At 43.4% G+C, this 24,790-nt stretch carries 25 protein-coding genes and 1 pseudogene; 20 read left to right on the plus strand and 6 right to left on the minus strand.

The genetic code is table 11. From position 1 onward, the window contains the following. Complete coding sequence (locus ACQCVH_RS17350; protein WP_426836871.1) at positions 1 to 1,038, plus strand: STAS domain-containing protein; 1,038 nt, start codon at positions 1 to 3, stop codon at positions 1,036 to 1,038. Positions 1,039 to 1,079: 41 nt separating this feature from the next. Here the strand turns inward: ACQCVH_RS17350 and ACQCVH_RS17355 are convergent, their stop codons facing one another. Next, a complete protein-coding gene (locus ACQCVH_RS17355) occupies positions 1,080 to 1,622 on the minus strand; it encodes a GNAT family N-acetyltransferase (RefSeq protein WP_426836872.1) in 543 nt (180 codons plus the stop codon). A 115-nt stretch (positions 1,623 to 1,737) separates the two neighbouring features. After that, entirely contained in the window at positions 1,738 to 2,886 is a 1,149-nt protein-coding gene (locus ACQCVH_RS17360; RefSeq protein ID WP_426836873.1) for a histidine kinase N-terminal domain-containing protein, read from the minus strand. A 326-nt stretch (positions 2,887 to 3,212) separates the two neighbouring features. Between ACQCVH_RS17360 and ACQCVH_RS17365 the strand changes: the two genes are divergently transcribed. Further along, positions 3,213 to 3,686 carry a helix-turn-helix transcriptional regulator gene (locus tag ACQCVH_RS17365; protein ID WP_426836874.1) on the plus strand — a complete coding sequence of 158 codons (474 nt, stop codon included), beginning with the start codon at positions 3,213 to 3,215 and terminating at the stop codon, positions 3,684 to 3,686. Between the two features lie 84 nt (positions 3,687 to 3,770). Here ACQCVH_RS17365 and ACQCVH_RS17370 read toward each other — a convergent pair whose 3' ends face one another. Next, positions 3,771 to 4,286 (minus strand): universal stress protein, encoded by a 516-nt coding sequence (locus tag ACQCVH_RS17370; RefSeq protein ID WP_022543549.1) that lies wholly within the window; start codon positions 4,284 to 4,286, stop codon positions 3,771 to 3,773. A 266-nt stretch (positions 4,287 to 4,552) separates the two neighbouring features. Between ACQCVH_RS17370 and ACQCVH_RS17375 the strand changes: the two genes are divergently transcribed. Further along, complete coding sequence (locus ACQCVH_RS17375; protein WP_426836875.1) at positions 4,553 to 6,643, plus strand: transglycosylase domain-containing protein; 2,091 nt, start codon at positions 4,553 to 4,555, stop codon at positions 6,641 to 6,643. A gap of 130 nt (positions 6,644 to 6,773) precedes the next feature. Here ACQCVH_RS17375 and ACQCVH_RS17380 read toward each other — a convergent pair whose 3' ends face one another. Next, on the minus strand, positions 6,774 to 7,085 hold the full coding sequence (locus ACQCVH_RS17380) for an HPr family phosphocarrier protein (RefSeq protein WP_257990108.1): 312 nt from the start codon (positions 7,083 to 7,085) through the stop codon (positions 6,774 to 6,776). A gap of 246 nt (positions 7,086 to 7,331) precedes the next feature. Between ACQCVH_RS17380 and iadA the strand changes: the two genes are divergently transcribed. The 5 genes from iadA to ACQCVH_RS17405 all read left to right on the plus strand — a co-directional run bounded on the left by iadA (position 7,332) and on the right by ACQCVH_RS17405 (position 15,409). Continuing rightward, positions 7,332 to 8,504: a beta-aspartyl-peptidase gene (gene iadA, locus ACQCVH_RS17385; protein WP_426836876.1), complete on the plus strand. Its 1,173-nt coding sequence runs from the start codon at positions 7,332 to 7,334 to the stop codon at positions 8,502 to 8,504. Between the two features lie 196 nt (positions 8,505 to 8,700). Beyond that, the gene (locus ACQCVH_RS17390) at positions 8,701 to 10,641 is read left to right on the plus strand and encodes a PTS mannitol transporter subunit IICBA (protein ID WP_426836877.1); all 1,941 of its coding nucleotides are present in this window, start codon (positions 8,701 to 8,703) and stop codon (positions 10,639 to 10,641) included. A 96-nt stretch (positions 10,642 to 10,737) separates the two neighbouring features. Next, positions 10,738 to 12,816, plus strand: a complete 2,079-nt coding sequence (locus tag ACQCVH_RS17395) for a BglG family transcription antiterminator (protein WP_426836878.1) — start codon at positions 10,738 to 10,740, stop codon at positions 12,814 to 12,816. A gap of 5 nt (positions 12,817 to 12,821) precedes the next feature. Beyond that, entirely contained in the window at positions 12,822 to 13,964 is a 1,143-nt protein-coding gene (locus tag ACQCVH_RS17400) for a mannitol-1-phosphate 5-dehydrogenase (RefSeq protein ID WP_426836879.1), read from the plus strand. 167 nt (positions 13,965 to 14,131) lie between these two features. Further along, entirely contained in the window at positions 14,132 to 15,409 is a 1,278-nt protein-coding gene (locus tag ACQCVH_RS17405; RefSeq protein WP_426836880.1) for an MFS transporter, read from the plus strand. Positions 15,410 to 16,165: 756 nt separating this feature from the next. Here ACQCVH_RS17405 and ACQCVH_RS17410 read toward each other — a convergent pair. Beyond that, positions 16,166 to 17,107 carry a helix-turn-helix transcriptional regulator gene (locus tag ACQCVH_RS17410; protein ID WP_426836881.1) on the minus strand — a complete coding sequence of 314 codons (942 nt, stop codon included), beginning with the start codon at positions 17,105 to 17,107 and terminating at the stop codon, positions 16,166 to 16,168. 118 nt (positions 17,108 to 17,225) lie between these two features. Between ACQCVH_RS17410 and ACQCVH_RS17415 the strand changes: the two genes are divergently transcribed. Beyond that, entirely contained in the window at positions 17,226 to 17,789 is a 564-nt protein-coding gene (locus ACQCVH_RS17415; RefSeq protein ID WP_426836882.1) for a dihydrofolate reductase family protein, read from the plus strand. 163 nt (positions 17,790 to 17,952) lie between these two features. Continuing rightward, positions 17,953 to 18,186 carry a hypothetical protein gene (locus ACQCVH_RS17420; RefSeq protein WP_426836883.1) on the plus strand — a complete coding sequence of 78 codons (234 nt, stop codon included), beginning with the start codon at positions 17,953 to 17,955 and terminating at the stop codon, positions 18,184 to 18,186. 80 nt (positions 18,187 to 18,266) lie between these two features. On the opposite strand, the pseudogene ACQCVH_RS17425 reads toward ACQCVH_RS17420, so the two are convergent. After that, positions 18,267 to 18,482, minus strand: a pseudogene (locus ACQCVH_RS17425) (IS1595 family transposase); the annotation flags it as partial. A gap of 316 nt (positions 18,483 to 18,798) precedes the next feature. Here ACQCVH_RS17425 and ACQCVH_RS17430 point away from each other — a divergent pair. The 10 genes from ACQCVH_RS17430 to ACQCVH_RS17475 all read left to right on the plus strand — a co-directional run bounded on the left by ACQCVH_RS17430 (position 18,799) and on the right by ACQCVH_RS17475 (position 24,538). Further along, positions 18,799 to 19,164, plus strand: coding sequence for a cupin domain-containing protein (locus tag ACQCVH_RS17430; protein ID WP_426836884.1), 366 nt, complete (start codon positions 18,799 to 18,801; stop codon positions 19,162 to 19,164). 90 nt (positions 19,165 to 19,254) lie between these two features. Further along, on the plus strand, positions 19,255 to 20,148 hold the full coding sequence (locus tag ACQCVH_RS17435) for a S16 family serine protease (RefSeq protein WP_426836885.1): 894 nt from the start codon (positions 19,255 to 19,257) through the stop codon (positions 20,146 to 20,148). Positions 20,149 to 20,200: 52 nt separating this feature from the next. Further along, the gene (locus ACQCVH_RS17440; protein WP_426836886.1) at positions 20,201 to 20,821 is read left to right on the plus strand and encodes an HAD family hydrolase; all 621 of its coding nucleotides are present in this window, start codon (positions 20,201 to 20,203) and stop codon (positions 20,819 to 20,821) included. Positions 20,822 to 21,188: 367 nt separating this feature from the next. Further along, positions 21,189 to 21,383, plus strand: a complete 195-nt coding sequence (locus ACQCVH_RS17445; protein ID WP_426836969.1) for a GNAT family N-acetyltransferase — start codon at positions 21,189 to 21,191, stop codon at positions 21,381 to 21,383. A 165-nt stretch (positions 21,384 to 21,548) separates the two neighbouring features. Beyond that, positions 21,549 to 22,763 (plus strand): MFS transporter, encoded by a 1,215-nt coding sequence (locus tag ACQCVH_RS17450; RefSeq protein WP_426836887.1) that lies wholly within the window; start codon positions 21,549 to 21,551, stop codon positions 22,761 to 22,763. Between the two features lie 197 nt (positions 22,764 to 22,960). Then, positions 22,961 to 23,515 (plus strand): RNA polymerase sigma factor SigY, encoded by a 555-nt coding sequence (sigY, locus tag ACQCVH_RS17455; protein ID WP_426836970.1) that lies wholly within the window; start codon positions 22,961 to 22,963, stop codon positions 23,513 to 23,515. Further along, a complete protein-coding gene (locus tag ACQCVH_RS17460) occupies positions 23,478 to 23,834 on the plus strand; it encodes a YxlC family protein (RefSeq protein WP_426836888.1) in 357 nt (118 codons plus the stop codon). The genes sigY and ACQCVH_RS17460 overlap by 38 nt, the downstream gene beginning before the upstream one ends. Further along, on the plus strand, positions 23,831 to 24,040 hold the full coding sequence (locus ACQCVH_RS17465; protein WP_426836889.1) for a sigma-Y antisigma factor component: 210 nt from the start codon (positions 23,831 to 23,833) through the stop codon (positions 24,038 to 24,040). Before ACQCVH_RS17460 ends, ACQCVH_RS17465 begins: the two co-directional genes overlap by 4 nt. Next, a complete protein-coding gene (locus ACQCVH_RS17470) occupies positions 24,040 to 24,243 on the plus strand; it encodes a hypothetical protein (RefSeq protein WP_426836890.1) in 204 nt (67 codons plus the stop codon). The genes ACQCVH_RS17465 and ACQCVH_RS17470 overlap by 1 nt, the downstream gene beginning before the upstream one ends. Then, on the plus strand, positions 24,224 to 24,538 hold the full coding sequence (locus ACQCVH_RS17475) for a YbjQ family protein (protein WP_426836891.1): 315 nt from the start codon (positions 24,224 to 24,226) through the stop codon (positions 24,536 to 24,538). The genes ACQCVH_RS17470 and ACQCVH_RS17475 overlap by 20 nt, the downstream gene beginning before the upstream one ends. Positions 24,539 to 24,790: the final 252 nt, after the last annotated feature.

Here is a 24,790-nt window from a genome sequence, read left to right on the forward strand (position 1 = left end):
ATGAAGTTAAATGAACTGCCGGACAGCAAACCTTCTATTAATGTGCATGGCCTTGATTTCCAGTGGGATTTCAATAATGGCCAGTTCATCTTTGAAGGGGAGGACGCTGTATTATTTTGGATCAATTCAGCGATGAAGACATTCTTTGACACCATTGAAGAGATTTCCGGTGAAGAAGCAGCCAGCTTAGTGCTGGAGACAACAGGCTACCGGATGGGGCAGGTGGTCGGAGAGTATTTCGAAAAACTTAAAACTGTATCTGTTGAAGATGCAACAAAGCTTATTCCTAACACCTACGCGTCTGCAGGATGGGGAAAAACCGTTGTAACAGATCTTGATGAAGAGGCAAAAACAGTTACAGTGCAAATGCAGGATACGTGGGAACATAAAATCAATCTTGCCCAAAATAAAAAAATGGGCGGAACCTTCCTGCCTGCACATTATGCCGGAATTTTTACAGGACTGTTTGGGGAAAATATCTGGTATGAAGTAGCTGCAAGCCAGATAGAAGGCCATGAGTATACAGAAGTCAGATATTTTCCTTCTGGTGTGACGGTTTCCCAGAATATCCATGAGCTTTCAAGAAGGAAAGAGTCCGAGCAAATCCGGAGTCTTGAGGCTCTAGTAGAAGAACAGACTATGGAGCTGCACGACCTGGTCAGGCAGCTGTCTTCCCCAATCATTCCTGTTTTGGAAGGCATCGTCGTTGTTCCGCTGATCGGAAAATATGATGAGAGCCGTTCAGAAGATCTGCTGACAAAGACCTTGAACAACTTGCCTAAGTATCAGGCTAAATATCTCGTTCTTGATTTGACCGGACTTGATAATGATATCAGCAATTTTACAGGCGATTTCATCCATAAGCTTGGATCTGCCGCATCACTCATCGGCACAGATACCATCCTTGTCGGCATATCCGCTGAACTGGGAGTGGCCATCACTCAGTCCGGCATCAAGCTCTCAAAATATGATTGCTTCCAGACCCTTCAGCACGGCATCTATTTTGCGCTGTCCCAGATAGGGCGGAGGATTATCTAATAACGGAAAAAGCCAGCATTGCTGGCTTTTTGTTTTGCAGTTCAATATTTCCATTCATCTGCAAGCAGCCCGTAGACCACCAGATCGTGGTAATGGTCATTTAGGAACTCTCCCTGCCTGATGATTCCCTCCTGTGTGAACCCCAGCCGCTCAGGAACGGCCCTGCTCTTATGGTTCATGATCCCGCACCTGATTTCAATCCGGTTCAAACGCAGGTCTTGAAAGCCATAATTGACCATTGCCTGGACTGTCTTCGTCATGATTCCTTTTCCCTGAAAGCCTTCGGCCAGATAATAGCCTATGCTCATTTGCCTGCTTGCCCAGTCGATATGGTGGATGCCGGCGGCCCCTGCCAGTGTCCCTTTATACCTTATACCGGTATTGAAGCCATTATTTTCGGCAAATTGCTTCAGCCACATAGGGATGATGCTGTGATATTGCAAGGGGGAGGTCATGCTGTCAACCCAGGGAAGCCATTCCCTTAGATGCTTCCTGTTTCCGTCCACCAATGCATAAAGCTCGTCGGCATGATGCAGCTGAAACAGCTGAAGCCGGATGTCATTATCTACTTTTAGTGTAAACAAATCTTCGCCCCTTTTTCTATAGATTTGAATTATCTGGAAGTATGGTCTGACAATCCAATCATACACAGGGAAGCGTATCAGCGTAAATATAAACGATCAGCAGAGATTCTTTATTTTATTCGCAGCCGGATTCTGCTCTTTCGCCGGTATGCAGGGGCAAAGTCATGCTGAAAATGGTTTTATCATAGTCTGATTCACAGGAAAGGAAGCCTTTATGCTTTTCGATGATTTCCCGGCAGACAAACAGCCCCAGTCCGGTTCCCAGTTTTTTGGTCGTAACAAAAGGTTCAAAGATGGAACTTAGCAGATGCTCAGGTATTTGCGGCCCATTATTTCTGATTTCGAGCCGTACATAAGAGTCTGAAGTCATGAATGAGATTATTTCAATGATTGGATCCTCCCTATAGGGGTTCAATACATCGATGGCATTAAAAATAATATTGATGAGCACCTGGCGGATTTCATCTTCATAGCCGCAAAGGTGGGTGTTTTCATCGATTTCCTTTATAATGCGAACTTTGGCATCCAATATGCTTGGATACAGGAAATTCAGCACCTCTTCAACCAAGCTGTTCAGGTTAAACGTAGTTTTTTCCTTTCCAATAAGCTCCTTCTTGGATAATAACAGGAATTGCGAGATGCGGAAATTAAGCTGTTCGAGCTCATTGGAAATGATATCTAAATAATTCATGGGAGGGTTTTCAGCTTTAAGCAATTGAACAAAACCCTGGATGGAAGTCAGCGGATTTCTGAATTCATGTATAAAGCTGGATGTCATTTGTCCCAGAAGTGTTAGGCGGTCTTTATGGGTTGAATTAATAAATTCTGTTTTTTCATCAATAATCTTATTCTTGGCATCTGTATAATGGCTGACAGCATAATAAAGAAATTTATCAAAACACACGTTGATCCTGTCAATCCATTTCTGCAGATCATCCCAGTGTACATCAACCCGGTTGAGATTTTTATAAATGATGGACCGGCCCATATTTACATTGTAGACAAATTCTCCGATGTTGATATTGGCTTTCACCCGCTGAGAGGCAATTTTGATGGCGAGCTGCTGAAGATAGACATCCAGATCCAGTTCTGACTTGGACAAACTGGTCAGGATCAGGCTGAACATTGCTTCTCCGTTTTCTTTTATATAATCTTTGAAAGGATCTGTCTCTGTTAAAACAATCTCTTTATTCCATTGCTCCAGAAGTATATGCTTCTCTCTTTCAAGAAAATCAAGCAGCTTTTGATTTGATAGTGATAACATTTTACCCTCCGCCTATCTTTTTGACTATTAACCTTGCTGTATTAACATTCGCCTACAATATGATAAATCCTCCGGAATTTTCTTTGGAATTTACAGAAATTTATCGAAAGTTCGGGGATCGGGTCTCAAAGCGTAAAATCATAAGTGTTTATGTAAAATAATGGATGGTTAATGTGACCTATTAAAAAAGCGTCAGTTTAATCTGAATGGTATAGGGCATAAAAAAGTACAGGGATTTATGAAATACCTATACATAAAAGTTATACCGGCTTTTATAATGTGTTAGAATTGGTGTAATATTACACTGGAAAAGGGTGGCGCGAATATTGACACGAGAAGAAATTATAATGAAGGTTTCAGAAAAGCTCCGCCTTATTCGTACAGAGGCAGGCTACACCCAGGATAAGATGGCGGATATCATCGGAATCTCAAAAAAAACACTAGTTCAGATTGAAAAGGGCAGAGCTTATGCAGGCTGGTCTACAGTAGTGGCTGTCTGTGCCCTGTTCCGTGAAACTGAAACCGTGCAATTCCTATTTGGGAATGAACCGCTTGAAGTGCTCGAAACCATCGCAAGGGAAGGGATTGATTATCGTAAAGAAAAAACCCTTGGAGGAAAAATATGGTGGAGAGAGGTCGAGAGAAAAGGAAGATATGTTCTTCAGCAGAATATCATAAGCCAGCATTTCCGGATTATAGATGAAGACCTGTACAGGATTTACAGCAGTTTTGATGAAGAGATATCAAAAGAACGCTTTTTTGAAATTGCGAGAGGGGCAGATGCGGACAAGCAACCCTGACTTGGAAGAGAGCCTGTGCATGGAGAGAGAAAGAAACGCTAAGATACTGGGTATCTTAGCGTTTTTTGTATGAGCCGGAAATGATTATTTCGCAATCAGCACAGGGCACGGAGCCTGTTTGGCGATATTGCTGCTGACGCTTCCCAGGAACATCCGCTTCAGCCCGCCTTTTCCGGAGTTTCCGACAATGATCAGATCGGCTCCTTCTGCCGAAGCGTAATCACAGATGCTTTCTGCAGGGCTGCCGTCAAGAGAATCATATTTTGCCTGGATATTATGGGGTTCAAGCTCCTGTTTGGCTTTATAGAATGCGTCATCCACGCTGTTTGAGATAATGGCGTGTGTTGGAGGATTTGGGTCATCATGCCTGATTGACATAGGAGGAATCTGGATCCCTTCCAGCATATATCCGTTTGTTCTTACCGGCTCCACTCTCTTTTCATTATCAGTCATTACGTTTTCTACCTTTTCGTCATAGACATTTGCAACCAGTACATGTGCCTCCGGGTTTCCTTTTGCCATCTGAACGGCAAGCTGCAGTGCCTTATTGCTGCCTTCGGTATCATCATAGCCGACTACAATCCGATTGAATTGATTCATTGTCATCATCCTTTCTTAATAGGAGATTTGTGATTATTTTCTATTTACCCATATTTCCGATAAAAGAATCCTGCCTGTTTGAGCTGCATCAAAATTTTGTACCCCTATAAAAGGGGGAACACTTTCGGATTATATAAAAGTGCCCAAACTGCTAATAAGGATAATTATGGTTTATATCCCATCATTTTTGAGTAAAAGTCTTTAAGAAAATTGTTTACAGTATGATAAGAAGTCACCAAGACAGTTTCAATAAAGGTTGTGATTAAATGAGCAATACAAGAGAAGGCAGAAATAAACAAAATCGAATCTATAGACTAAAACGGATTTTACAAATCGTCCTTTTATTTTCTTCTACATCGATCCTCGGCTTCCTTAGTTTCTTTTACTTTCAAGGCAAGGACGCGGATATCAGCAATCTGGAGGACGGGATGTCACAGCCCACGGTCATTTACGATTACAGCGGGGAAGAGGCAAGCAAAATTTCAGCAAGCAAAAATGAAGGCCTCCGTGCGGACCAGATGCCTGACAGCCTGAAAAATGCAGTAGTCGCAATTGAAGATAAAAGATTTTATGAACACAGCGGCATTGACTACAAAGGGATTATGAGAGCGCTGTTCACTAATATCAAAGCTGGCGGTGTAGTCGAAGGCGGGAGCACCATTACACAGCAGCTGACGAAGAATGCGCTGCTCACCCATGAAAAAACATACAAGCGGAAGATGGAAGAGTTTTTCCTGGCAAGGGAAATAGATAAGAAATATTCAAAGGAAGAAATCCTTCAGATGTATTTGAATCAGATTTATTTTGGGGAAGGGGCATGGGGGGTCAAAAATGCTGCCCTTAAATACTTTGGCAAAGATGCCGAAGATCTGACCATAAGCGAGTCGGCCATTCTGGCGGGGATCATCAAGGCCCCTTCGGCCCTGAATCCAATCGGCCATCCCAAAGAGGCGGTTGAACGGCGGGATACTGTCCTGCTCCAAATGAAGGAGCAGAACTATATTTCTGCCAGTGAATATGAACAAGCCAAGGCTGAGCCGCTTGCCCTGAACGACAAGGGAGGCGATCCCCTGAAAGGAAAGTTTCCTTATTATGTCGATCATGTCCTGGATGAAGCAATCGAATTATATGGGCTGACACAGGACGAATTATTGACAGAGGGATACAGGATCTATACTGAACTTGATCCTGATATGCAGGCAGCAGCAGAAGAAATCTACCAAAGGGACGATCTTTTCCCGCAAGGAAAAGAGGATCAGATCGTTCAGAGCGGTGCTGTGCTGGTGGATCCTGAATCAGGCGGTGTCCGGGCTTTGGTCGGCGGACGCGGCGAGCATGTCTTCAGGGGCTTTAACCGGGCCACCCAGCTGAAGCGCCAGCCAGGCTCAGCAATGAAGCCTTTGGCCGCCTATGCACCTGCCCTGGAAGAGGGCTGGAAGGCAACAGACCAGGTAAAAGATGAGAAAATGACCTTTGGCGGCTATGAACCAGGCAATTACAATGGCCAGTACCGCGGGCAGGTGCCAATGTACGAGGCCGTCAAAGATTCGCTTAATCTTCCGGCGGTTTGGATACTTAATGAAATCGGGATAGAAGCGGGTATTGAAGCATCCAAGCGGTTTGGAATTCCTCTGGAGGAGAGCGACAGAGATCTGGGGATTGCTCTTGGGGGATTGTCATCAGGTGTGTCTCCGCTGGAAATGGCCGGAGCTTATGCGGCATTTGCCAATAATGGTGTAAGGGAAGAGGCCCATGCAATCATAAAGATCGAAGACGCCCAAGGAAATGTAATAGCCGAACGGGAAGAAAAGTCTGTGGAGGCAGTTTCTAAAGAAGCTGCAGAACAGATGACAACCATGCTTTTAGGGGTAGTCGAGCAGGGAACCGGGAAGGCCGCAGGCATTCCGGGAAGAGAAACTGCAGGGAAGACTGGTTCGACCCAGGTGCCGATTGAAGGAATAGATGGCGTGAAGGATCAATGGTTCACCGGCTATACGCCTCAGCTTGCCGGTGCTGTATGGGTCGGTTATGACCATACAGATGAAAACCACTATTTAACAACGACAAGCAGTGAAGGCGCCGCCCCAATTTTCCGTGAGCTGATGGAGGCTGCTCTTGAAGGGAAAGAGGCTGAATCATTTAATGTTCCGCATATCTCTTATTATATTGAACAAAAAGAGAAAGAAGAAAGATGGAAGAGAGCCAGAGAATGGGAGGAGAATTTAAGGAAGGAAGCAGAGAAGTGGCAGGAAAAGCTGCGTGAAGAAAAAGGGAAATGGGAAGACCGCTTTAAGGGCAGGGATAAGGAAAAAGAAAAAGAGAAAGAGAAAAAGAAAGACAAAAAGCATGAAGATTAAAAAAAGAGCCGGAGGGCTCTTTTTTTTGCTGTCTTAGAACAGCCAGCTTACAAGTGCGCCAATTACAACGATGGCGCCGATTATCATAAGAATCGTCCGGATCATTTTAGGTTCACTGCCTTTCTGGGAATTAAACGGTTTCCGTCATTAATGGCTGGTCAGCCTTTTTAAATGCTGATACACGATTTGCGCATGTTTCCTTGATTTTGGCAAGATGTTTCTTTGCCTGTACACCTTCCACAATTACTTTAATGGATGTATTCGCTTTTTGGGTAAGCAGGAAGGAAACCAGCTTCGGCATATTGGATGCATCCACAGACTTTTGATTGCAATAGATGATTGTGTTGCCTTTATATTGCTTAGCGGCCTGATAGATTTCAAGCATATCCTTCATTGTAAAATGGCTATCCAGGTTAATGTTTGTAGAAATGATTTCTTTCATGATGGTTCAGTTCTCCTTTATAGTATTATTTATAGTTTTTGTTTGTTTTCTTATCGTTTATTGTTACTTGAGATTTACCCCGGACCCCGAAGTCTAAACATGTCAAAATGATGACAGGGCTTCTCTATTTTTCCAATAGAAGCTGCTGTATAGGGCATAAGGTTTGCCGGCTGGTAAAGATAGGATTAAGATAAATGCATAATCATTCTGAATAATGAGGCATTTATGGCGGAGGAGGACAAGGGGTTGCTGACACTGATTAGAAACGGGAATGTATATGCACCTGATCATATAGGAAAGAAAGATATACTTCTTACAGGAAATAAGATTGGCTATATAAAGGATCATATCGATCTGCCTGAAGGCTTTGCAGAAATCAGGATAATAGAGGCAGAGGGAAAGCTGATAGTACCCGGCTTCATTGATGCCCACGTCCATATCATCGGGGGAGGCGGCGAGGGCGGCTGCCGGACAAGGACTCCTGAGCTGCAGCTGACCGATGCCACTCTGGCAGGCATTACCACCATTGTGGGCGTAATCGGAACAGATGGCACCACAAGGACGATGCCCAGCCTGATTGCCAAGGCAAGGGCGCTGGAGGAAGAAGGAATCACCTGCTATGTGCAGACAGGCTCCTATCAGGTGCCGGTAAAGACACTCACAGGTAAAATTGAAGATGATATTATTCTGATTGATAAAATAATCGGGGCAGGGGAAATTGCCATCAGCGATCACCGTTCTTCCCAGTCTACCGTGGAGGAGCTCGCCAAAATAGCATCTGCAGCCCGGATAGGGGGAATGCTTTCTGGCAAAGCCGGAATCGTTAACATCCATGTCGGGGACAGCTATGACCACTTGAAGCTGATTGAAGATGTGGTGGAACAGACTGATATTCCGCTCCGCCAATTTTACCCGACACATATCAACCGCAATCCCCACCTCTTTGAAGAGGGCATCCGATATGCCAAAAGGGGAGGCTATGTTGATTTTACAACCAGCTCCATTCCTAAGTTTCAGGAGGAAGGGGAGGTTAAATGCAGCAGGGGATTGAAAAGGATGCTTGATGCAGGGGTCGGAATATCACAGATTACTTTTACCTCTGACGCCCAGGGCAGCCTGCCGGATTTTAACGAGGCAGGAGAACTGATCGGCATGAAGGTCGGAAAGATATTCTCTTTATATAGTGAAGTCCGTGACAGCATTCTCCTTGAAGATATCCCGCTTGACCAGGCAATCAGGGTCATAACCAAAAACCCTGCTGATATTTTAAAGCTGCCTCATAAAGGGTCGATTGAAGCAGGAAGGGATGCAGACCTGGTTATACTGTATCCGGACAATTATCAGATTGATATCGTTATAGCGATGGGCCGGACCATGGTGGAAGGCGGAAAAGCCATTGTAAAAGGGACTTTCGAATAAAATATGAGAGCAGACTGAAGATTTCATTCAGTCTGCTCTTTCTGCTGCAAGGTGTAAGAATAACTGGCCTTTTTTGAGAAACAATAGGTTTGTCACAGGAGCGCGCGACAAAGTTAGTTTTCTTCATCGTTGAATCCGGCCATTATGTTTATTACCATAGATAAGAAACTACTCTTAATAGAAGGGAAGAGAGCATATGGCTCAGCCTAATATAAAAATAGCTGTACAAAAATTCGGTAACTTCCTGAGCTCCATGGTCATGCCGAATATCGGTGCGTTTATCGCCTGGGGCCTGATAACTGCACTATTCATACCATCTGGGTTCTGGCCAAATGAAAGCCTTGCCAAAATGGTCGGACCGATGATTACTTATCTTCTTCCACTGCTGATCGGTTATACAGGAGGAAAACTGATCCACGACCAGCGTGGTGCTGTAGTCGGCGCCATTGCCACTATGGGTGTCATTGTCGGCTCCGAGATCCCGATGTTCCTGGGAGCAATGATCGTCGGACCGATTGCCGGTATTGCAATTAAGCTTTTTGACCGGGCAGTTGAAGGGAAAATCAAGGCCGGCTTTGAAATGCTTGTCAATAACTTCTCTGCCGGAATCATAGGCGGACTTCTCGCGATAGGGGCATTTTTAGGTGTCGGACCTGCAGTTGATGTATTCACCGGCTGGCTGGTCAATGGGGTAGAATGGCTGGTTGATACAAACCTGCTTCCATTAACAAGCATCCTGATTGAACCTGCGAAAATCCTTTTCCTTAACAATGCAATCAACCACGGAGTTCTCACTCCGATTGGAACGGAACAGATCAAGCAGACAGGCCAGTCTATCCTGCTTCTGCTGGAAGCCAATCCTGGACCTGGTATCGGTGTGCTTCTTGCCTACATCTTCTTCGGAAGAGGAAACGCAAAGCAATCTGCACCTGGAGCTGCACTTATTCATTTCTTTGGGGGAATACATGAAATTTACTTCCCTTATATTCTGATGCGTCCGCTTTTATTCATCGCGGTCATCCTTGGCGGAATGAGCGGCGTGTTCACACTCGTCCTGCTTGGCGGCGGATTGTTCGCGCCAGCTTCACCGGGAAGCATCCTGGCAATCACGGCAGTAACGCCTCACCATGCGAGTGCCTATATTGCCAACTTTGCTGCTGTCCTTGTAGCCGGCGCTGTATCGTTCATCGCTTCTGCCTTTATTTTAAAAACAGGCAAGCAATCTGATGAAAATATCGAAGCTGCTGCACAAAAGATGCAGGAAATGAAAGGGAAGAAAAGCTCAGTTGCTTCTTCATTTACAGCAACAGAAGGCAAGCTTCCAGAACATGTGAGCAAAATTGTTTTCGCCTGTGATGCCGGAATGGGCTCAAGCGCCATGGGAGCTTCGCTTCTCCGCAAAAAAGTGAAGGCCGCTGGTCTTAATGATGTGAATGTAACCAATACGGCAATCAGCAATATTCCTGCTGATGCACAGGTAGTCATTACACAGGAAGAATTGACGCCAAGAGCAAAGAATAAAATCCCTGGTGCCTATCATGTGTCAGTGGATAATTTCCTTTCAAGCCCTGAATACGATAATCTGATCAGCAAGCTGAAAGGCTCTGCGGAAGAAGAATTGATTGAGATCGCTGAAGATGCGGAAGCGGAAGCAATGGGTGAATCGCCTGCAGAAGAACGCAAGGATGCGCCTGCAGCTGAAGCAGTGGAAAACAATGATCTGCTGCTTGAAAAATACGTATTCCTGAACCAGAAATTTAATAATAAAGATGAAGCCATCCGCTTTGCCGGAAGGGCGCTTGTCGACGGCGGCTATGTTCGTGAGAATTATATTGAGGCCATGATTGAGCGTGATGAAATGACTTCAACTTATATGGGCAATGATGTTGCCATCCCTCACGGCACAGAGGCGGCTAAGCAGGAAGTCATCAAATCCGGATTTACGGTCATCCAGGTTCCGGAAGGGGTCGACTTTAATGGCGAAAAGGTCCGATTGATCTTTGGTATTGCCGGTAAAGATGGCACTCATCTTGAAATATTGTCTTCCATTGCCGTCACTTGCTCGGAGATGGAGAACATCGAAAAAATGGTCCAGGCAAAAACAGCTAAAGAGTTAATGGATATCCTTAACGGGTAAGGACCGGTAAAGTCATGCAGAAAGGCACAGCTAGTGCCTTTTTGCGCTTTTGTTTTTTGGCAGAAAAGAATCTGGTTCCAGATAGGGCTGATATAGATGTTTATTACCTCAAGGGAGAAAAGCATCATAGAACTGATCATAAAGACGGCCGGCAAGCATACGGCCCTGACCCTTGCTTCCTACTTAAACGTGAGCGCCAGGACTGTCCACCGGGACCTTGCATCTGTTGCAAAGGTTCTACGGCAGTTCGGGCTTGAGCTTGGGAGGACGCCTGATGAAGGGCTCGTGATAACCGGGCGGAATGAGGACGTTTTCCGGATTGTGCAGACAATGGCGGAAACCATTCCGACAGACCAGACTCCCCAGGAAAGGAAGCTGCTGATTCTTTTGGAGCTCCTTAAAGGGGAACCTTTTAAACTTCAGCCGGCGGCAAAGGAAGTCGGCATCAGTGTAACAACCTATACCGCATACCTCAATGAACTGGCTGGCTGGCTCGAAAGCTACCGGCTCTCAGTCAGAAGGAAAAGAGGGGTAGGGGTTGAGCTGTCCGGCAAAGAATCGGATATAAGGAAGGCGCTGGCCGATTATTATCTGATCTATTTTAATGAAGAGCTGATAGAAAGCCTGTTTCTCCTTGATGCAGGAAGCTGGAACAAGCCGAGGGTGCTCTTTTATTTCCGGTCAAAGTTCCTTTATGCAGCCGACTGCCTTGCCGGCAGAAGAATCAATAAGGGGCAGTCAAGATTGGCTGACAGCGACTATATCGGCCTCCTGGTCCATTTATGCATCTCTCTTCAAAGAACAGAAGGCGGCTTCTCTATTGAGGACGACCTCATCGAACCTCCGGAAATCCAGGCGGAAGCAAATCTGATTGCCAGCCTGGGCAATGAACTGGCGGATGAGCTATCTGTCAGCATGGCTGAAAGAGATATCCGTTTTCTCGCCATTGTGCTGAAAGGATCCAAGCTGCAGGCACCTATTTCTGTCCACTATGACAGTGTGATGATCGGACAGTCTGTCAGAAACATCATCCAGCATGTATCTGCCCAGCTGAATGCAGATTTGACAGGAGACTTCTCCCTATTTCAGGGCCTGCTCGCCCATATGGAAACATCAATATTCAGGATCAGGCAGAATATGGGGATGTATAATCCATTGACAGAAGACATCAAGAAGAAGTATCCAGCCCTTTTTCTAGCTGTAAAAAACAGCCTTGAACAGGAGTTCAGCGACCTATCTTTTCCTGAAGATGAGGCAGCTTTCATTGCCCTCCACTTCGGTTCTGTCCTGCTGCTCAGGGAAGAACAGCTTTCTGTCCACGCACTCATCATCTGCCCGACAGGAATCGGAACCTCCAAGATGCTGGCCAGCAGGATCAAAAAAGAATTGCCGGAAATCCGGTCAGTCGAAATTTCTTCTATCAAAGAAATACAGCAAAAAGATTTGAACAGCTACGATATCATTTTTTCTACAGTCAGATTGCCTTATACAGATTTGGAGTATATCCTCGTCAATCCGCTCCTGGAAGAGGAGGATATACTGGCAGCAAAGAGCTTTCTGCAAAAACACATAGGAGAGCTGGCAGCCAGCCGCACCTTTTCGCCCGACATCAGTTACCCAAAGGAAAAAGAACGGGGAATCGGGCTCAGGCAAATGCTGTCTGATATGGATGATGTTCAGAATACAATCAAAGATATCCTCCGCAATTTCAAGTTTTACTTTTTTCCGGAAGCAGCCGCCCATGAGAAAGTGGTTTCCCAAATGGTACATAGGGCGGAAGATCAGGGAAGCCTTTCTGAAAGCGGGGAGGTTATCACCCGTTTAAGGGAACGGGAGAAAATGGGAGGGCTGGGCATACCTAAAACAGGGCTGGCGCTTTTCCATTGCCGGCATGAAGGAGTGAAAGAGCTGATTTTCCAGGTTTCACGGCTCGGCCGGCCAGTCCAGCTGAAAGGGATGGATGGAAGGCTCATGAAGGCGGATAATCTGCTCCTTATGCTCGCCCCGGAGTCCTTAAGCCCGAGGCAGCAGGAAATCGTAAGCCTGATCAGCACCAGCCTGATTGAAAATGATGAAGCAATGCTGATATTTTCTTCAGGCAGTGAGGAAGCTATAAAGAAGAGACTGGAAGAAATTTTTCTCGACTATATCCAAAATCAATTGATAAAGGGATGATAACTATGAAAAAAGCAGTACATTTTGGTGCAGGGAATATTGGCCGCGGCTTTATAGGCGCGCTGTTCTCTAAATCAGGATATCAAGTAACTTTTGTCGATATTGCAGAAGAAATCATCAATCTATTGAATGAACAAGGCGAATATAAAGTCAATCTGGCAGCAGAAAATGGTTCATCAGAGAAGATCAGTTCTGTGTCCGGACTTAATAATATGACACAGGAAAGCCAGGTCATTGATGCTATCGGTGAAGCCCAATACCTTACTACAGCGATTGGCCCGAATATCCTGCCGCGCATTGCCCCGCTCATTGCCAAGGGCATTTCTGAAAGAGTTAAAAAAACTGACGACAAGCTGTATATCATTGCCTGTGAAAACCAGATTTCAGCTACCGACCTCTTGAAAGGCTATATTCTTGAAAACCTTGATGAGGAAACGGCAGGAAAGCTGGAAGGCCGGGTATTCTTTTTTAATTCAGCTGTAGACCGGATTGTTCCGATCCAGAATAACCAAGGGTCCCTTGATGTGCTGGTTGAGCCTTACTATGAGTGGGTTGTCGAAGCACCAACAGATATACCTGCTGTAGAAGGAATGATAATCGTTCCTGATCTTGCTCCTTTTATTGAAAGAAAATTATTTACCGTCAATACGGGCCATGCTGTCATCGCCTACCTTGGCTACTTTGCAGGCAAGGAAACCATTGATGAAGCCCTGAAGGATGAAGCTGTCTACAAACAGGCTGAAGCAACACTGAAGGAAACTGGCGCATATCTTGTAAAGGAATATGAGCTTGATGCTGAAGAGCATGCACAGTATATCAAGAAAATTATCGGCCGTTTCCAGAACGGTTTCCTGAACGACGGTGTAACAAGGGTAGGACGTTCACCGATAAGGAAGCTTGGGCCGAATGACAGGCTTGTACGTCCTGCAGAACAGGCAATGAAGGCAGGTTTGCCGTTCGAAAATCTTGCCAAGGCCATTGCTGCGGCACTGCATTTCAACTTCCAGGGAGATGAGGAAGCTGTTAAAATCCAGGAGATGCTGAAAGAGCATGGGCCATTATATGTGCTCAAGGAAGTCAGCGGCCTGGAGGAAAACAATCTTATTGCAAAAGAAGCTGCCCGCCAATATGAGGAAATGAAAAAATAATAGTGCTCAAACACTAACTGCGCGCCGTTCCTTGAAGGAACGGCGTTTTTTATATGACTTAGGGCCCCTCCGTCTTGAGGAGGAGCAATAAACCATCAGAAGGCGCTTATCTCTTTCCGGAAAACGCATTATGATAAAAGCAATTAATCGGAATCGAGGGAGCCTAAATGAAAAAATTTAAAGAAATCTTCCAGAATAAGAACTATGCCAGACTATTTTTTGCCAACTTCACCTCACAAATGGGAAGCACCATAGGCTTGACTGCCTTCATGTTCTACTTGCTGGACCGTTTTTCAGACCAGCCTGTATATGCCTCTATTACAGAGCTTATGTACAGCCTTCCTACGCTCGCGGTATTTTTTCTTGTCGGGGTTTTGGCAGACAGGATGGACCGGCAGAAGATTGCCTATTATTGTGACTGGATCACTGCTGCTCTGTCAGTGGCACTGATCGGAACAATCCTGATAGGCTGGATGCCTTTGATTTTCTTTGTACTGTTCCTGAGGAGCGCTGTCCAGAAGTTCTTTTTCCCGGCCGAGCATGCGATGGTCCAGGGGATATTGAAAGAAGATGACTATACGGCTGCAGCCGGCTTGAACCAGCTGATCATGAGTCTCTTCATGCTGTTCGGGAACGGCCTTGGCATTTTGGCCTACTGGACAGTCGGCGTTTACGGCGCCATCCTGGTAGATGCTGTCACATTCGGTCTTAGTGCCCTTTTGATCAGATCATGCCGCATTGCAGAAGAGGTCCGCCTTCCTAATGGAAAGCACACATTGAAGGACCTCAACCTTAAGCTTGTATTCAAGGATTTCAAAGTGGGGATGAAGTATATTTTGAACAATAAGCTCCTGTCGGCCCTGCTAGTCGGTTTCTTCGTTTTCGGTGTTGTGAACGGCGGTTTCAGCGTTATGCCGGTTTTTATGCTGAAATACAGACTTGCGCCAGAAACATACGAAGAATTATCGGTTGTCATCGGGATGGTTTTCGGAGCAGGCATTCTGCTCGGCAGCTTCATCGCCACCTTGCTTTCCCAAAAAATAAAGCTTTATCAAATGATCATTGCTGGAATCACCATTACAGGTGCTTTTGTGATCGCCGCTTCTTTTGCAGAATCGATTATCCTGTTCATGATATTGATTTTCCTGACTTCCCTCGGACTGCCTCTGGTTAATATCGCTATCGGCGGCTGGATGCCAAGCATCATCGACCCAAAAATGATGGGAAGGGTCCAAGGGTGGATCAGCCCGCTGATGATGCTGTCACAATCAATCACCCTCGGCTTCATCGCGTACAGCTTCCCGGCAATCCTGAAGGTAGAAATGCTTTATTGGCTTGTAGGGGGATGCCTGATACTGGTCGGCCTGTTTTACACAGCTGTCCTGCCTAAATACAGCCATACCAAAGAAGGGCTGGAACAGCCGGCTGCTGAGACGGCTTTATAATTTTATTTGGCTCTATTTGTAAAGATTGCTGCTTTTTATTATACCTAGGAGTGATTTACATTTTGTGGTGTTATATAAAGAGAGGCTTATTTAGGTAAGGGGGCAGCTTCTTTTATTGAGGGAGGATAGTTGAAGAAAATAGTGAATTCTTAAAAGAAGATAATAAAGGCTAGTTGTAGGTCGCTGAAGTACGCGGTGGTTTATCTAAAGGGGCATATTTGTGTAATAAGGGCTTGATCGTTAAATAAATTTTAAGCTGAGTATTTAAACCAATTAAAGATTAGAAAAGAAAATATAAATAAAACCTAACGAGAGTACTGAGTGTAAAACGGCCTTTTTGTAAGAGTTAGCTCTAAAGTGTTCATAACCAAGTATCCCATTGTATATAGAGATAATTATATAACAAAAGATTAAAGCGACACTATACTTCCCCATTATTAGCGAGATTGTAACCAGTATTAGTAAAACCAAGCCTATGACTTTTTTGCCTAACTGAAATGTCTTGTGCAAAATACTCACCTCAATACCAGACTAATTACAATATATAAATTTATATATAGAAAAATAACTCATTTTTCGCCGTAGTATTTATAGTTTGTGAATAAATGTATTTAAAGAAAAGGGGGCATTGATTCTAGAAGGATTAATGTCCTTTGTTATGGAATCTCTTATGGTATAAACGGGGCAGAATAGTGAAATAAGGCGAACATTAAAACAGTTGCTCCTGATTTAATAGTGGATTAGTAAAAAAATATTTTAATCATCATCTTGATACATAGTTAAAATTTCTTCCGCTTGTTTACGTAATCCAACGATTAATTCCTTTGGTTCCAAAATTCGTGCGTGACTTCCAAGTCTTAAAAATAGTGGTGTTATAAAATTAAGTTCACCTCTATCTATGATTGTATCTATGTATCCTGTTCCATCTTCTTGCGTGGATACAGAACCCTCAAAATAAGGAACACTTTTACATTGACGGACACCTTCCATATTTAAATGCACATGCAGTCGAATCGGGTTTTTTATTTCAATAATGTTGAACCATTCTTTTAAATTCATGAATTCATCATCGTTTTCTTCAGTTGATAAAATGGAAAGAATACGATCCACACGATACAGTAATATTTTTTTCTTATGATAATCGTAAGCAGGCAAATACCATAATCCATCATGGGCATATACACCGATAGGACGGATATGTTTTTTCCTTATACCTGATTTAGATTCATATTGAATGTGTAAATTTCTATTCTCAATAGAATACTTTAAAACATCGTTTAAAAGGGGAGTATCAATCGTTCTTTTGGGATTCCAAAAAGCAATATAAGACCAAATTTTATCTATTTTTATTTTAGCTTCACTCTGGAGTGAACTATATAATTTTTGTTCAACCGAGGAAATTTCAGCATCAAATGGCAAGTTGCGATAGTAATTTAGAGATTGAAAAGCAAAGAAGATAGAAACAGCTTCTTCTTCTGTAAATAAAATTGGAGGAAGAAATCTACTCGTTAATACTGTATATCCACCATTGCGTCCTTGTTCTGAGTAAATTGGCAATCCCATATCAGATAAATCTAATATGTATCTGTGTACAGTACGAATGGATATATGAAATTCATCTGCTATTTCTTGTGCAGTAAACTTTTTCTTAGTCGTAACAAACATGAGAATATCTAATAGACGTTTGGCTTTTGACATTTTTTCACCCTTTTCGTTTAATCATGTCATTACTTGTCATGTTTTACGTATAGTATAGTTTATACCTTATGATTTTAGCAATTAGGGGAAATTCTATAAGATAAAAGGAGATGAAAGTATGACCCTTAACGAGAGAGCAAGAAGAGTGATTTTAGATTTAGCAGTTACTTTAGACGGATTTATTGAAGGGCTGAATGGAGAAGTTGACTGGTGCATTATGGATCCTGATATGGATTTCAATCAATTTTTGAATCAAATTGATACTATACTATATGGTAGAAAAAGCTACGATATATGGGGGCGATATATTCCAAAAAATGAAGACTCGGATACCGATAAAGAAATGTGGAGATTGGTTCATAGCAAAGAGAAGTATGTGTTTTCCAGAACACAAAAAGAAACAGATAGTCGAGCGATATGGATAAATGATAACATTGTTGAAGAAGTTAATAGATTAAAGAAAAAGCCCGGTAGGGACATTTGGCTATATGGTGGATCAAGTCTTATTACAACTTTTATCAATTTAGGACTTGTTGATGAATTTAGATTATCTGTTCATCCAATTATTTTGGGAGAAGGAAAACCTTTATTTATAGATATAAACAAGAGAATAAATCTACAAATAGTTGAAACCAAAAAGTTCTCTTCTGGCGTTGTTCAATTAATTTATAGATTGAATTAAACAAAGGGTACATCCCAATGAGTTTATTGTCACTTTGTTCTACTAAAGGGTGCTTATGTTTCAGAACAGCTGTCCAACCAGGCAGCTGTTTTTATATGACAACGGGACAGGTTAGTGGTATAAGAAGTTATGCAGATCAGCTTGAATGGAACGGAGAGGGAAAATGAAAGAATTGTTAGGTATTTTCATTATAGTACAAGCTTTACTCACTGGACTCATCCTTTATGGTCTGAATTCCATTTCGGATTCGATAATAATGGCGACTGCACATCAAAAGAAGCCACTTAATACCCTTGCTTGGGGCGGGGGATTGAACACCAGCATTTACATTTTACTAGGGGCCATAATAATAGTAGGAGCTTATCTAATTGTCGTAAAAGATAAAAAGGGACAATGAAATTGCACCAAAGCTAGTTTGTGAACCAATGTACTTAAACAAATGGGTGCTTTAACGGAATAAGAACTAACAGTCGTTCATCATAGGAATGGCTGTTTTTTGTACCTCAAGAAATTGGCGGTAAGGCTAGTTGAATCATCGTAAGTACTGGCAGCATTTGGTTGATCTGCTCCTTCTCAGCCAAGTTCTTACATTGCTGAAGGAAGCTGAACCAGTAAAGAATAATTATCCAAATACATTGGAGCCACTCCTTGAACCCTATCCATCCAGCCTTTTAAATGTTTATGATAGTTATTGAACCAGCATTAACGATAAAGTCCTCTTTTTGGTTAAGTCTGAAAACGTTGTATAGATGTCTTTAATCATTGAGAAACCGCCTCCTGAAAGAGTATTTTATCACCTATTATAAGGATGGCAAAATAGCAACTATCAACGGGAAAAAGAGCCTTTAATTAAGAAGCGGACACTGCCCAGAGTCCGCTTTCTTATGATTTTGCCGCTTTACAAGAGGTTAGGAAGGATTATCAGCTCTCTATCTAGAAGCATAGTAAATGGGATGGATCTGACAATTATTGATGCTGCAGAACGCAATTAAAAATAAGGGAGAGTACAATGAATTATTCACCAATCAATTTTCAAGAGAAGTTTTCAAAATTCGCTGATCATTGGTCACCTAAAGTCATTGCTGAAATGAATGACTATCAATTTAAGCTTGTTAAAGTCCAAGGGGACTTTGTGTGGCATAAGCATGATGATACGGATGAAGTCTTTGTCGTTCTGGAAGGCAGGCTGATCATTGAGTTCCGCGACGGAAAAGTGGAGCTGGGAGAAGGGGAGCTGTTTGTCATCCCAAAAAATGTTGAACATAAGCCTTATGCCGAGAACGAATGCAAAATCATGCTTGTGGAGCCGAGAGGGGTTGTAAATACCGGGCAGGAAATAACTGATCAGACAGCAGATAATGATGTTTGGATATAAGTTAACAAAAACCCGCCGCCTGCTAATATAGAAGTTTCCTGGCTATGAAGATAGATAATGAAACCAGACCTATGGAGGCTTGGATGGATAATGTATAAAATTGGTGTCATTGCCGGTATCATGACATTCCTTTTCTATATAGTCTTTTTGCTTCTATACCTTTTTGACATCATCAATGAATATGCCTTTGTTTTTATGCTGTTCCTCCTGCTGGTGATTTTGCTGAATTTATGGTTTGTTTTCCGCCAAAAACGTAAAAACAGAATACAAATCACAGTTTCAGCCTTTCTCCTCTTCCTCTTGTTCTGCTATGAACTGCCGCTGCTGCTGGTAGCGCTGAGCTCTCCCCCTTCGCATGTCGCTTATGCCTATCAGGAACCGAATGAGGCCTTAAAGGGATCGGGTATTTTTTCGGTAGGCGTAGCTGAATTTACGCTGAAAAACCTGAACAGTGAACAAGACGCCAAAAAGATTTTGGCAGCGCAGGGAGTTGACGTACTGTCCGTTGCTGCAGTGGATCATAAAATTAGGTATGACAGCAAAAACCGGCAGCTGTTAAAGTGGCTTCATCTGCAGAAAGAACCTTTGCTGCAAATGGAAGAGAACGCAGCAGAATACCTGGGAAAGGAAGATGATTGGCTCAGAAGATTTATACAGCAGCCAGACATTGCCGGTAATAGCGCCGGACTCAGCCTGGCACTTTCAGGGCTCATTAAAGAAGGCCGCCTGGAAAACAGGCTGCCTGTCGCAGTAACAGGCGCGATTAATGAGCATGGAGAAGTATCTTACGTAGGATTGATAAAGGAAAAAATCCGGATTGCCGAAGCAGCCGGTTTCTCATACCTGATCATTCCAAGTGAAAATGCGGAAGAAGCTGCAGCTATACAAAAAGGACACAGCAGAAAAATAGAAATTATTGATGTTTCACACGTTGATGACGCTGTTAAGGCTATTGGGAAATTGAATGAAGGAGAATTAGACTGAAATAGAGTATACAGCATCAGAGCTTTTCATATTAAAAGAGAGGACGAGATACATGGACAGCATTATTTTTGATTTAGATGGGACTATCTGGGATTCAATTGATACAGTTCTGGTTGCCTGGAACAGTGTCATTAAACAAGATGACCGTAAGGAAGGCAAATTGACAAGGAAAGATTTTGAAGGAACAATGGGTTTGCAGATGGATGAAATAAGCCGCAGGCTGTTTCCTGATATGACTGAAGAACAGAGGCAGCAGCTGGTGGAGGAATGCAGGAAGGCAGAAGCGCATTACTTGGGGATACATGGAGGGGAACTTTATGAGAATGCAGAAAAAGTTCTGGAGAAACTTTCGCAAAAATATAAGCTTTTCATTGTCAGCAACTGTCAGGAAGGCTACATAGAGGTATTTTATAAATATCATAAGCTTGATAAATATTTTCTTGATTTCGAAAACCCCGGCCGTACCGGCCTTTCGAAGGGAGAGAATATCAAATTGATCATCGAAAGAAATCATCTTTCCAGTCCCGTGTATGTAGGTGACACAGAAGGCGACAGAAAAGCCGCCAGATTCGCAGGTATTCCCTTCATCTATGCTCAATACGGGTTTGGGGAAGTGAGTGAGTATGATCAGGAGATAAACAAGTTTGAAGATCTTTTAAAGGTTTTTGGGTGAAGTGAATGATTAACTATTTGGGGACACCGCTAATTGAGACCGGCAGATTGAAGCTGAGAAGACTGAAGCATTCTGACTGCCAAGCCATCTTCGACCACTGGCTTTCAATGAGCGTATAGCAGACAACAGGGTCAGTGCCGTACACAGGGCGGTTTCTGAAACGAATGCGAGAGTGGAGGGTATAGTCAGCAAATATGAAAGAAAAGACTTTTGCTGGTGGGGAATCGAATTGAAATCTTCGGGAGAATTAGCAGGAGAAATTGACTTGTACGACTTTGATCCGATCACCGGAAACTGCAGCGTCAGCTAGAAATAAGGGTATGCCACATAAGCATTAAAGGCGGTCATGGAGTTTGGGTTCGCGGAAATGGATCTTCACAAAATAGCTGCAGCACATAATACGGATAACCCTGCTTCTGGAAAAGTGATGACGAAATCGGGTATGAAGCAAGAAGGAATTGTCATACATATGATACGAAATGCCAAAGGCCTTTATAAGGATTGTGTTCTTTACGGTATCCTGAAGGAAGATTTTCTAAAAATGAGTTTTCATAAGGATTGATTGCTTTTTAAAACCTGCCCTCAGATTTATTGCTGAGACAGAACTTATTTTCTGCTGGAAACAATAATACTATAACCAAAAGGCTTGAACGATCAGAAGGAGGCATCGTCCATTGTAAATTTCCCTTTTTATCATTAAATTCTAAGATAAAGAGGGGCAGGTTATATGAAAAGCAAATCTTTCCGGTCTCTTTGGATTGGGCAGTCACTTGCCAATTTAGGAGATGTGTTTTATATAGTAGGTTTAATATCCATTTTGTATTCTGTTACCGGGTCTCCGGTGTACCTGGCACTGCTGCCATTTTTGAATATGGCAGGACGGGCGGTAAGCGGGGCTGTTTCACCTTTAATGCTCAATAGATTCAGACTTAAATCAATGCTTGTCTGTTCCCAGGTGAGCAAAACGGCTGTGCTGTCACTTCTTGCCGGCTGGCTTTTGGTGCAAAGCTCTCCAGGGATCTTGTCTATATTAGTTCTGATTTTTATCATTGCCTTCTTCGATGGCTGGGCACTGCCTGCTTCAGATGCCATGCTTCCGAGGCTGGTGCAAAAAGAAGATTTACTCAAAGCCAACAGTTTCTTAGCCTTATTGAATGAGTCCATCCAATTGGGCGGCTGGGCATTGGGGGGCATTTTGACGGCAGCGGCAGGCGGGCAGAATGTCATCTGGCTTACACTTGCTTTCTATGCCGTTTCTACCCTTATGATGCAGTTGATTAATGATAAGACACCTTTCGGGGCCACTCCTGAAAAGCAAAGTGCAGTGAAGGTCCTGATGGAAGGCTGGATCTCTATATGGACACAGCCTGTTCTGCGCAGCCTTCATGTGGTGATTCTAATAGAAGCCATCGCTAACGTAGTCTGGATAGCTGCCATTCTTTATGTGTTTGTCGCCGAAGTTTTAAAGGCAGGGGAAGCATGGTGGGGTTATATTAATACAGTATTTTTCATGGGCTTGATATTGGGCGGAATTATATGCACGAAATTCTCTCCTGTTTTTGAAAAAAACATGAAACGCACCTTAATATCGGCCTCTTTCGGTGTGGCAATTGTGACATTTCTATTTGGCGCCAATTCACTGGCCTGGGCTGCATTACTATTAGTGTTTCTCAGCGGGCTGGTTCATCAGATTAAAGGCATCATCATGCACACCTATATACAAAGAGAGGTATCAGCAGAAGAGCTGCCAAAGGTGTTCAGCGCCCAGCATACACTGGTTTCCCTGGCATTCGCCTTATCAACATTATGGTTTGGGGCGATTGCAGAGAACATCAGTGTGAAGTTAACTTTCGTAATTGCGGGCATATTGCTGGCGTTTGGCGGAATCTATCTGCTGGCGGTCAAAAAGAGATTCTCTTCGGATTTCATTTCAGAAAAATAAGCTAATGAAGGCTGCATTTGGCTGACAAATGCAGCCTTCATTTATGTATATTGGACATATTAAAGATTTTTTATAAAAAAATGAACGATTATGCTGGCCCCGCCGTCATATGAATGAAACGTAAATGAACAGCAGTGGAATAGAGCAGGATAAGAGGAAAACTAACTAAAAGGCCATTGGAAGGACAGATGTTAAAGATGGAAGAAAAAGAGCTCGTCAAGGCAGCCAAAAAAGGCGACAAAAGGGCACTGGCCATGCTTTTTAAACAAAATTATCCCTTTCTGGTCAAATATTTGATCAAGGCAGCTATGGATAAGGATCTGGCAGAGGAGCTTGCCCAGGAAACAATGGCGAAATCCCTGGAAAAAATCCATTTGTATAATGGCCAATCGAAGTTCTCCTCCTGGCTCATTTCCATTGCGACCAATTTATATATAGACCATCTGCGCAAGAAGAAAAGGGAAAGAGACTGGCAAGGGCAGGAGCAGTCATGGAGGAAGCTGAAATGGCAGATGGAGAGCCGGAATGAAGAGTGGAATGATGCTCTTGCTGCTCTTGGCAAATTGAAAGACGACATACGCGTAGCCATCGTTTTAAAGCATTATTACGGCTATTCTTACGACGAAATAGGAAACATGATGAAAATATCCCCCGGAACAGCCAAATCAAGGATCCACAATGGACTTGCAGCTGTCAGAAAGGAGCTGGGCCTGCATGAAAGAGGAACAGAAAATCATACCGCTGGAAAATAAATACGAAAACAAACAGGACAGATTGACCGCAAGTGAAATTGAAAAAGGGCTTGAGGTCCTTGATCAGTCATTTTCTGTTCATACTCCGGAGCTTGAATGGTTCGAAGAGATGGTTGCAGAAAAACAGGAGCAGATGCGGAAAAGCTGGATAAGGGATATCGGCCTGTTCTTTGTGATGGCAGCGGTGATATTAGCGGTTCTGCTCACTACCCTGCACCAGCTTCCTGCTGTTTTCATAGCCATCCAGGCTGCAGCCGGGATATTCATTGCAGGGGCAGGCACTTACTATTTCCTCAGGCAGAGGGTGAATGAAGCATGAATGAAGAAATATCCCTGCCGCTTCTTCTGCTTGTAGCCGCCATCCTGATCACCCAGAGTATTTTCCTCTTTCTCCACGCACGGAAAAACGGCCATAACTATTGGCTGTGGGGCCTGATCGGCCTTATCCAGGCGCCGATGCCACTTTTGGTTTATTTTATATTTGTCGAAAAGAGCTGGAGGAAAGGCAAGGGGGCAGGTAGGTAATGAACAAATTAAAGCAGCTTCTCTTATTTACGGCCCTCGGGGGACAGCTCCTTGGGCTGGCAATGATCTTCATCAATTTGAAGGCGGCTGTCATATTTTATGCCTCGTATGCCATATTAATCATTGCTTTGCTTGCCATAATCGGCTGGGAAAGGAAAAAAGAAAAAAAGGAGGAAAATGAGCATGATTATCGTCACTACTGAATTTGTTCCTGGTATGGAAGTGAAAGAATTAAAGGGGTTCGTCAGGGGAAGCACAGTGCAGTCCAAGCATATCGGAAAGGATATTCTGGCAGGGTTCAAGACCATTGTAGGAGGAGAAATCAAAGAGTATACAGAAATGATGGATGAAGCAAGGCAGCTGGCGATCGGGAGGATGGTGGAGGATGCCAGGAAAAAAGGAGCGAATGCTGTCATCTGCATGCGCCTGGAATCTTCTGCTGTCATGCAGAATGCTTCAGAAATCATTGCATATGGAACGGCTGTTACTGCAGAATAAGAAGGTTCAGAAAAATAACAAAAATGCCAATTGACTTTTAATATGACAGATGATAATCTTACAAAGTGGAAAAATTTGAAAAGGGGGCGCATGATCATGATTGTACGAAATGATGCTATTTTATTAACTGAATACATGCCAGCCTGTCCTTTTCCAAACCTTTTCCAGCAATAATCCCTATTATAATTGGTTTGCACAGGCTGCTATTGCGCAGCCTGTGCTTTTGTCTTTTCCGGACATATCGCCATGACG

The sequence above is a fragment of the Bacillus infantis genome, assembly GCF_050107595.1.
Lineage (GTDB): Bacteria > Bacillota > Bacilli > Bacillales > Cytobacillaceae > Bacillus_AB > Bacillus_AB infantis_C.

What these genes read in the sequence shown, in the direction of transcription:
- ACQCVH_RS17350 (WP_426836871.1), top strand. Translation starts at nt 1, where the DNA reads ATGAAGTTAAATGAACTGCCGGACAGCAAACCTTCTATTAATGTGCAT.
- ACQCVH_RS17360 (WP_426836873.1), bottom strand. Translation starts at nt 2,886, where the DNA reads ATGTTATCACTATCAAATCAAAAGCTGCTTGATTTTCTTGAAAGAGAG.
- ACQCVH_RS17370 (WP_022543549.1), bottom strand. Translation starts at nt 4,286, where the DNA reads ATGAATCAATTCAATCGGATTGTAGTCGGCTATGATGATACCGAAGGC.
- ACQCVH_RS17375 (WP_426836875.1), top strand. Translation starts at nt 4,553, where the DNA reads ATGAGCAATACAAGAGAAGGCAGAAATAAACAAAATCGAATCTATAGA.
- ACQCVH_RS17380 (WP_257990108.1), bottom strand. Translation starts at nt 7,085, where the DNA reads ATGAAAGAAATCATTTCTACAAACATTAACCTGGATAGCCATTTTACA.
- ACQCVH_RS17390 (WP_426836877.1), top strand. Translation starts at nt 8,701, where the DNA reads ATGGCTCAGCCTAATATAAAAATAGCTGTACAAAAATTCGGTAACTTC.
- ACQCVH_RS17395 (WP_426836878.1), top strand. Translation starts at nt 10,738, where the DNA reads ATGTTTATTACCTCAAGGGAGAAAAGCATCATAGAACTGATCATAAAG.
- ACQCVH_RS17400 (WP_426836879.1), top strand. Translation starts at nt 12,822, where the DNA reads ATGAAAAAAGCAGTACATTTTGGTGCAGGGAATATTGGCCGCGGCTTT.
- ACQCVH_RS17405 (WP_426836880.1), top strand. Translation starts at nt 14,132, where the DNA reads ATGAAAAAATTTAAAGAAATCTTCCAGAATAAGAACTATGCCAGACTA.
- ACQCVH_RS17410 (WP_426836881.1), bottom strand. Translation starts at nt 17,107, where the DNA reads ATGTCAAAAGCCAAACGTCTATTAGATATTCTCATGTTTGTTACGACT.
- ACQCVH_RS17415 (WP_426836882.1), top strand. Translation starts at nt 17,226, where the DNA reads ATGACCCTTAACGAGAGAGCAAGAAGAGTGATTTTAGATTTAGCAGTT.
- ACQCVH_RS17420 (WP_426836883.1), top strand. Translation starts at nt 17,953, where the DNA reads ATGAAAGAATTGTTAGGTATTTTCATTATAGTACAAGCTTTACTCACT.
- ACQCVH_RS17430 (WP_426836884.1), top strand. Translation starts at nt 18,799, where the DNA reads ATGAATTATTCACCAATCAATTTTCAAGAGAAGTTTTCAAAATTCGCT.
- ACQCVH_RS17435 (WP_426836885.1), top strand. Translation starts at nt 19,255, where the DNA reads ATGTATAAAATTGGTGTCATTGCCGGTATCATGACATTCCTTTTCTAT.
- ACQCVH_RS17440 (WP_426836886.1), top strand. Translation starts at nt 20,201, where the DNA reads ATGGACAGCATTATTTTTGATTTAGATGGGACTATCTGGGATTCAATT.
- ACQCVH_RS17445 (WP_426836969.1), top strand. Translation starts at nt 21,189, where the DNA reads ATGGATCTTCACAAAATAGCTGCAGCACATAATACGGATAACCCTGCT.
- ACQCVH_RS17450 (WP_426836887.1), top strand. Translation starts at nt 21,549, where the DNA reads ATGAAAAGCAAATCTTTCCGGTCTCTTTGGATTGGGCAGTCACTTGCC.
- sigY (WP_426836970.1), top strand. Translation starts at nt 22,961, where the DNA reads ATGGAAGAAAAAGAGCTCGTCAAGGCAGCCAAAAAAGGCGACAAAAGG.
- ACQCVH_RS17460 (WP_426836888.1), top strand. Translation starts at nt 23,478, where the DNA reads ATGAAAGAGGAACAGAAAATCATACCGCTGGAAAATAAATACGAAAAC.
- ACQCVH_RS17465 (WP_426836889.1), top strand. Translation starts at nt 23,831, where the DNA reads ATGAATGAAGAAATATCCCTGCCGCTTCTTCTGCTTGTAGCCGCCATC.
- ACQCVH_RS17470 (WP_426836890.1), top strand. Translation starts at nt 24,040, where the DNA reads ATGAACAAATTAAAGCAGCTTCTCTTATTTACGGCCCTCGGGGGACAG.
- ACQCVH_RS17475 (WP_426836891.1), top strand. Translation starts at nt 24,224, where the DNA reads ATGATTATCGTCACTACTGAATTTGTTCCTGGTATGGAAGTGAAAGAA.